General features: G+C 34.7%; 8 protein-coding genes. All 8 read left to right on the top strand.

Annotation, left to right across the window (positions count from 1 at the left end; genetic code table 11):
* The first annotated feature begins 110 nt into the window (after positions 1-110).
* The 8 genes from B2S90_RS08340 to B2S90_RS08305 all read left to right on the top strand — a co-directional run bounded on the left by B2S90_RS08340 (position 111) and on the right by B2S90_RS08305 (position 8,147).
* Positions 111-1,472, top strand: coding sequence for a PTS sugar transporter subunit IIC (locus B2S90_RS08340; RefSeq protein WP_286696877.1), 1,362 nt, complete (start codon positions 111-113; stop codon positions 1,470-1,472).
* A gap of 130 nt (positions 1,473-1,602) precedes the next feature.
* Positions 1,603-2,859: a serine dehydratase subunit alpha family protein gene (locus B2S90_RS08335; RefSeq protein ID WP_286696876.1), complete on the top strand. Its 1,257-nt coding sequence runs from the start codon at positions 1,603-1,605 to the stop codon at positions 2,857-2,859.
* A gap of 307 nt (positions 2,860-3,166) precedes the next feature.
* Positions 3,167-3,643 (top strand): PTS system mannose/fructose/N-acetylgalactosamine-transporter subunit IIB, encoded by a 477-nt coding sequence (locus B2S90_RS08330; protein ID WP_040389796.1) that lies wholly within the window; start codon positions 3,167-3,169, stop codon positions 3,641-3,643.
* Positions 3,644-3,661: 18 nt separating this feature from the next.
* Positions 3,662-4,459, top strand: coding sequence for a PTS mannose/fructose/sorbose/N-acetylgalactosamine transporter subunit IIC (locus B2S90_RS08325; RefSeq protein ID WP_055232546.1), 798 nt, complete (start codon positions 3,662-3,664; stop codon positions 4,457-4,459).
* Positions 4,452-5,273: a PTS system mannose/fructose/sorbose family transporter subunit IID gene (locus B2S90_RS08320; protein ID WP_202898380.1), complete on the top strand. Its 822-nt coding sequence runs from the start codon at positions 4,452-4,454 to the stop codon at positions 5,271-5,273. Before B2S90_RS08325 ends, B2S90_RS08320 begins: the two co-directional genes overlap by 8 nt.
* Positions 5,274-5,296: 23 nt before the next feature.
* Entirely contained in the window at positions 5,297-5,719 is a 423-nt protein-coding gene (locus tag B2S90_RS08315; RefSeq protein ID WP_286696875.1) for a PTS sugar transporter subunit IIA, read from the top strand.
* Positions 5,703-7,388 carry a glycoside hydrolase family 13 protein gene (locus B2S90_RS08310; RefSeq protein ID WP_414630688.1) on the top strand — a complete coding sequence of 562 codons (1,686 nt, stop codon included), beginning with the start codon at positions 5,703-5,705 and terminating at the stop codon, positions 7,386-7,388. The genes B2S90_RS08315 and B2S90_RS08310 overlap by 17 nt, the downstream gene beginning before the upstream one ends.
* A 6-nt stretch (positions 7,389-7,394) precedes the next feature.
* Entirely contained in the window at positions 7,395-8,147 is a 753-nt protein-coding gene (locus B2S90_RS08305; RefSeq protein WP_055232542.1) for a MurR/RpiR family transcriptional regulator, read from the top strand.
* The last annotated feature ends 26 nt before the right edge of the window (positions 8,148-8,173 follow it).

The raw sequence follows: 8,173 nt of genomic DNA, 5'->3' as shown, positions 1-8,173 counted from the left end.
ATTTGGAAAGTTCTTCTATCATATGGAAAGGTGTTTTATTTATTGGAAAATACAAGATTTTTTTTACTTATCCAAGATATAATGTAGCCAACGAGAAGGGAGGACTCGACATGAACTTCATGGAAAAATTCAATGAACTAGCAAACCGCACACTAGTGCCTGTTGCAGACAAGTTAGCTAACCAAAGACATCTTGCTGCAATTCGTGATGGAATGGTTGTTGCTATTCCACTATCAATCCTTGGAGGTGCTTGCTTGATCGTATCAACACCACCATTCAAACCTGAAACTCTACCAAACTGGGGTTTCATCACTACCGTGCTTACAGGATGGTACAACTGGGCTCAGGCCAATAAAGCTGCATTATTATTACCATATAATATGACAATGGCTTTAATGGGACTATTTATCGCTTTCTCTATTTCTTATCATTTAGCTAAGAAATACGAAATGCCAAGCTTAAATGCAGCTGTTGTTTCTACTGCAGTATTCTTAATTGTATCTGCACCAACTACTTCTGCTGTCCCAGCTAATCTCATTACTGACGGTAAATCAGCCACTGATCTACTTGCACTTGCAGGAAGTTATATACCAACAACTTATCTGGATGCAAAGGGTATCTTTACAGCTATTATCGTTTCTATCGGATGTGTAGAAGTCATGAACTTCTTATTTAAGAAGAACATTCGTATTAAGATGCCTGAAGGTGTTCCACCTGCAATCAGTTCATCATTCGATGCAATTTTACCACTCTTTATCTGTGTTATCATATTCTATGCATTATCATTATTTGTACAGAATATCAGTGGTCAGTTATTACCAAGTATGATCATGACAGTACTTGCACCTGCGGTATCTGGTTTAGATTCATTAGTAGGTATCTGTTTAATTACTATCATTGCTCAGACATTCTGGTTCTTTGGTTTACATGGTGCAAGTATCACTCAGCCAATCAGATTACCATTCATGCAGATGTATTTAATTACTAATATCGCAGCATATAGTGCTGGTAAACCATTAGTACACTTCTTCACTCAGCCATTCTGGTCATATATTATCGCATTAGGTGGCGGAGGTGCTACTTTAGGATTATGTATTCTATTACTTAGATCAAAATCAGTTGAATTACGTACTTTAGGTAAGATTTCAATTGGTCCAGCTATCTTCAATATCAATGAACCAATCATCTTTGGTTTACCAATGGTATTAAATCCACTTATGATGATTCCATTTATCTTTGTGCCAGTTGTTAACTCAATTATTGCTTATGCTTGTATGGCATTACACATCGTTGGAAAGGGTGTTATTGAAACACCATGGACAACACCAGCTCCACTTGGTGCTGCATTAGGATGTATGGATATTAAAGCCGGTATCATGGTTATAGGGCTAATCATTCTAGATATGGCACTTTACTATCCATTCGTTAAATTATTAGAAAAACAAAAGTTAGAAGAAGAAAATTCAAAATAGTTAAAACAAGAAATAAAACTCACACACACATAAAATTGAATAACCTTAAATATTTTGTGAAAGACTGCAACACCACAGCAGTCTTTTTAATTTGGGATAAACCTTGTATACTGTAAACAAGGAGAATTATATGAGAAAAGAAGAACTAATAGACTTATTGAAGAAGGATGTAGTCCCTGCATTAGGATGTACAGAACCAGTCTGTGTCGCATTATGTGCAGCTTATGCATCTAAACAGTTAAACAATCCAATAACTAAAATAGAATTAGATGTTAATAAAGGTATATATAAGAATGGGATGTCTGCAGGTATACCACATTGTGAGCATGTTGGTCTAGAGTATGCTGCTTCTATCGGGGCATTATTAAAGAACCCAGAAAAACAGCTGACTCTATTTGAAGATATTGAACCAGATACAATCACTTATGCTGAATTATTAGTGCCCCATGTTTCTATCACAATTAATGATTCAGCATCTATTCATGTAAAATGTACCCTTTATACATCTAACGATACAGTGATATGTATGATCAAAGAGGCACATACAAATATAGTTTATCTAGAAAAGAATGGAATTATATTAGAAGAGAAAACAACTCAAGAAACAAACAATACACCCACTGTGATTGATGAACTCAAAGAAATGAAAATCTCAGACATACGTTCTTTGGTAGACTCAATGACAGTGGATGAACTTCATTTCTTATTAGATGGTATAGAAATGAATAACCAACTATCACAATATAAAGGAACAACACATTTGAGTGATTCATTCAATCATTCATTATTCTCTGAAGACTTGTTAACTAGAATAATCAAGAAAGTTACTGCAGCTGCTGAAAATAGACTAGATGGCTGTCCACTTCCTGCAATGAGCAGTTCAGGTGCAGGCACAAAAGGACTTGTAGTCTCTATCCCAGTGAATGAAGTGGCAGAAGAACTCCATGTATCACTAGAAAAGAAACTTAAAGCACTTGCGCTTACACATCTAGTAAATAGATATATTAATGCACATATAGGTAAATTATCGCCTATGTGTACATGTGTCATGGCGTCTTCTACATCTGCTTCTGTAGGTATCGCTTATCTCTTAGATGCGACAAATGATCAGATAGGTTATTGTATACGTAATATGACAGGAACTGTAACTGGTATGATTTGTGATGGTGGAAAAGTAGGATGTGCATTAAAGGTATCTACAGGTTCTACGGCTGCACTTATGTGTGCAACAACTGCAGTCAATGATGCAGTATTAAGAGAAAGTGATGGAATTTGTGCAGCAACACCTGAACAATGTATTCAAAATATAGCACGTATTGGGAAAAATGGAATGGAAAGAATAGATGAAGAAATCATCGCAATTATGAAAAGTAAAGAGTGTCAATAGCGAGAAGGTGGTCCAAGGATTATCTTCTTTTTGCGTATAATGATACATTTTAATAATTAAAGTGAATAAAGTATGAAGTGATAGTTAATTGAAATAACCTTGTATATATCATAATAAATTGAATTGTATAAACATAATATTACTATTCTAAAACATCATAATGGAATATTTCCCTTATCTTTGACACCTATTCCAAAAGTTTGTGCCACATCCCAGAAGGGGCCTGAAATATTGAAAGTGTTCGCATTGTTGGGTAAACTAGGACTCGTCAAAACAAATGAAAGCAATTTCAAGGAGGAAAAGAAAAATGAGTTTAGTATTAGCAAGAATCGACCAGAGATTAATTCATGGTATTGTTGTTACACAATGGGCAGGCGCAACACAGGCAAAAAGATTAATGGTAGTCGATGATGAAGTAAGTAAGGATGAAGTTCAAAAATCAGCTATGAGAATGAGTAAGCCAGTGGGGACTGGTATGTCAATCATTGATACAGAAACAGCTATTAAGAACTTCAACGCAGGAAAGTATGATAGCCATAATGTATTCATGATTGTAAGAGAACCATCTACATTAGTTAAGTTAGCTGAAGGTGGCGTTAAGATTCCTAAAGTAAACATTGGTATTATCTTCGATGGGGAAGGTAAGACAACAGTGAAGAAGATGGTTTCAGTCAATGAAGAAGAAGTGAATGATTTAAAGAAATTACAGTCTATGGGTATTCCAGTGACATTCCACTTCGTACCAAGCGAAGCAGAAGAACCACTAGAAACATATATTAAATAATCAAGGGGGATAAGAAGTATGCAGGTTATTCAAGGAGTATTAATCGTATTATTATCAATGTGGATGGTCATAGACCAGCAGGGTATTGTTATTACAACATGGTTCCCAATCATGGTTGCATTCTTTGCAGGATTGATTATGGGGGATATGAAGACTGCCATGATTATTGGTGGTACATTCCAGTTAATGAACTTAGGTGTTGCCAACATTGGTGGTTCATCAGTGCCTAACTGGGGTCTTGCAACAGTAGTTGGTATTTATGTTGCATGTAGAACTACAAATGATGTGGCTCAGGCAAAAGCAGTTGCCTTAGCAGTAGGTGTACCAGTTGGTATGCTTGGTATTCAGTTAGATGTATTCGCAAAGTTATTAAATACTTATGTAACACATGCAGCACAGAAAGCATGTAATGAAAAGAAGTTTGGTAAGATGAACAGAATTCTTTGGATTGGTCCTATGATCTTTGCTTTATCTACAGGTTTACCAACAGCTTTATGTGTATTATTTGGTGATGCAATCGTTAATGTTATTTTAAAATCAGTTCCAGTATGGTTCACAAATGGTCTATCTATCGCAGGAAATATGTTACCAGTTGTAGGTATCGCATTATTGTTACAGGTTATGCCTGCTAAGAAGTACTTATCAATGTTGATGATTGGTTTTGTCTTCTCAGCTTACTTAAATGTACCAATGTTAGGTGTATCTATTATTGGTTTAGCTATTGCTTACTATTTCTTTACAACACAGGTCAATAAAGTACCAGCAGTCGCAGCAGAAGGTGAAGTAATCGAAGAAGGAGATGATTGGGATGAATAAAGAAACACAGACAACAGAAGTTGTTACAAAGAAAGATCTTACAAAAGCCGCAGTACGTTACATGTTTATGGCATGTAATACATATAACTATGAAAACCATCAGGGTCCAGCAGTTGTATTTGGATTAGAGAAGGTTTTAAGAAAGATTCATAAGAATAATGATGATGACTATGTTGCATCATTAAATAACCACTTCAAATATTTCAATACTACAACTTGGATGGCTAATATCTTACTTGGTGCAAGTGTTGCTATGGAAGAAAAAGATGGTGTAGAAGCATTAGATACAGTACAGAACTTTAAGACAGGTATGATGGGTCCTCTTGCAGGTATCGGTGACACTTTAATCTGGGTACTATATCCAACAATCATGGGTTCTATTGCAGCTTACATGGGACTTGAAGGTAACCCTACAGGTGCACTTATCTGGATGTTACTTAACGTGATTTTCTTCTTCTTTAGAATTAAGCTATTCCATTTGGGATATGATTCAGGTTTAAAGCTTATTACTACATTAGGCGATAAGTTATCAGTCTTCACTGAAGCAGCATCTATCATGGGGCTAACAGTTATTGGGGCATTAATCCCTTCAGTTGTTAAGATGTCATTAGGTCTTGTCTTTAAGTCAGGTAAAGTAAAACTTGCTATTCAGACAGGTGTCTTAGATAAGATCATGCCTGCTTTATTACCAGTTGCACTTACATTTATCGTTTATAAATTACTTGCATCTAAGAAACTTACTGTTATTCAGGTCATCTTCTTAATTATTATTCTTGCATTAGTTTGCTCATTCTTTGGAATTCTAGCTCTCTAATCAAAGTTTTCGGGGGAAAGTCTATGAGAAAAATCGTTCTAACCAGCCATCATTTACTTGCAGATGGGTTAAAAGATACAATTCAGTATCTTATGCCAACTTTAACTGATATCCAGTCAGTGAGTGCTTATATGGATAATGTACCTGTTGAAAAACAGTTAAAAGAAGCACTTGGAGAAATCAATGAAGATGATGAATACATCATCTTCACTGATATGCTTGGGGGTAGTGTGAATCAGGAAGCAGTCAAATACTTACAGTATCCTAATGTATATGTGATTACAGGAATGAATTTACCTATTGTATTAAGTGTCTGTTTATCACTAGCAAGCTGTGAAAAAGTGAATGAAGATATCATTAGAAATGCGATTGATGATGCAAAGTCACAGATTGTTTATGTCAACGATGTTATGAAAAATATGGGGGTTGATGAAGATGATGAATAAAGATTGGTGGAAAAGCAGCGTTGTTTATCAGGTTTATCCACAAAGTTTTAATGATACCAACAATGATGGGGTTGGTGATTTAAAAGGTATAACTGAAAAACTTCCTTATTTATCTAAATTAGGTATTGATGTCATCTGGTTAAATCCTATCTATGAGTCACCATTAGTAGATAATGGTTATGATATTGCGAACTATCGCAAGATCAATCCAATGTATGGCACAATGGAAGACTTTGATGAACTATTAGAAACAGCACATAGTATGAATATTAAGATTATTATGGACTTAGTAGTGAATCATACAAGTGACCAGCATGAATGGTTCTTAAAGTCTAAATCTTCTAAGGATAATGAATATTCTGATTTCTATATCTGGAAGGATCCTAAAGAAGATGGTAGTGAACCAACAAACTGGGGTGCTACTTTTGGGGGATCTGCATGGACTTATGTACCTGAAAGAAAACAGTACTATCTTCATTGTTTTGCGCCAGGACAGCCTGACTTAAACTGGGAAAATCCTAAGGTTAGAGAAGCTGTTTATGATGAAATGCGCTTCTGGTTAGATAAAGGTATTGATGGTTATAGAATGGATGTTATCTCTTTATTAAGTAAGAGACAGAATTTCCCAGATGCCTTACCAGGAGAATATGATTATGCAAAATCATATTATAAAGGAGCTTCTAATGGACCTCGTATTCATGAATTCCTACAGGAAATGAATAGAGAAGTCTTATCACACTATGATGTGATGACAGTAGGAGAAACAGCCAATACCAATGTTCAGCAGGGTAAACTTTATACAGATCCTTCTAGACATGAATTAAACATGGTATTCCAGTTTGATCATATGCATTTAGATTATGGTAAGTACGGTAAATTCTCTGATGTAAAGTTTAAACTCAGTGATTTAAAGAAGAGCTTATCAACTTGGATCAATGATCTAGGTGATGGATGGAATTCACTTTATTGGGACAACCATGACCAGCCTAGAAATGTGACTCGTTTTGGTGATGATGGAGTATATCGTGTAGAATCTGCTAAGATGTTAGCTACTCTATTACATATGATGAAGGGAACACCTTATGTTTTCCAGGGAGATGAATTAGGTATGAAAGATGTACCTTTTACATCACTTGATCAATATAAAGATATTGAAACTGTCTTTATGTGTCAGAAGATGAAGGATGAAGGTGAAAATGAAGAAACAATCAAGAAATATGCTTATTTAAGTTCAAGAGACAATGCAAGAACTCCATTCCCTTGGAATGGAGAAGAAGGTTCTGGTTTCTCTAATGTAAAGCCTTGGATTGATTATTCACCTGATAATAAGTTCATCAATGCAGAAGATGAATTAAAAGATCCAAATTCAGTATTCTATTATTATCAGAAATTAATTCGTTTAAGAAAAGAAAATCCTATAATTGTTTATGGATCTTATAAACTATTAGACGAAGAAGATTCAGATATCTTCTCATATGAAAGAGAATATGAAGGTAAGAAATTACTTGTAGTATGTTCTTTCGCAAAAGAGAAGGTAAGATATACATTGCCAGATGACTATAAGGATTCTGAAATTCTTATTGGAAATTATGAGAATGTATTGAAAACAGATGATAAAAATATTATTCTAAACCCATATCAAGCAGTAGTTTATCTAACAAAGGAGTAATGAGATATGGACTTTGACACACAAGCAGGACTTATATATTCAACATTAAATGATAACGAAAAAGATATGATTCAATATATCAGAAACCATAAAGCAGATGTTGTAGACATGCCTATTAATGAACTTGCGAATGTTCTGCTTTCGTCAAAGAGTTCTGTATTACGCCTCGCACAAAAGCTAGGCTATACAGGTTATTCAGAATTAAAGTATTCTTTAAAGAAGGATATAGTAAAGAAAGCAGTTGTTCCTACAGATCTTGTTGAAAAATTCAGAAAAGAGATTGATAAAACATTTGAATATGCATCACAAGTAAACTTTGCGCCATTGATCTCTGAAATCCATAAAGCGAGACAAGTTATTCTATATGCGACAGGGTTTACTCAGAATAACTATACAAAACAGTTTTCTAGTGAGCTATTTATGGCAGGGCGTTCAAATTATATTGTATCTGGTGAAACAAACTTTGAAATCATCTCACACTCCCTAACTAGTGATGATTTCGTCATTATTATTTCGTTGTCAGGTAATACACCAGGTATCAGAACAGTAGTCAATGAATTGAATATGAAAGATATACCTATTCTTTCTATAACTGAGCTAGGAAAGAATTTCCTTGTAGAAAATTCAGATTATCAGCTTTACTATAATACAACAGATTTTCCAATCGAAGAGGAACATATCATTTCTATGAATGCAGTAGGAATTGTTCTTACTATTCTTGTAAGAAAATATCAAGAATTCGCATTCTTTGATGAGTAAAGTCAGACTTAATGGTCTGGCTTTTT

Origin of the sequence: Catenibacterium sp. UBA627, from assembly GCF_002299355.1 — a bacterium.
GTDB classification, from domain to species: domain Bacteria; phylum Bacillota_I; class Bacilli_A; order Erysipelotrichales; family Coprobacillaceae; genus Catenibacterium; species Catenibacterium mitsuoka.
Note: the sequence above shows the minus strand (reverse complement) of the source record. Positions and strands in the feature narration are given on the sequence as shown.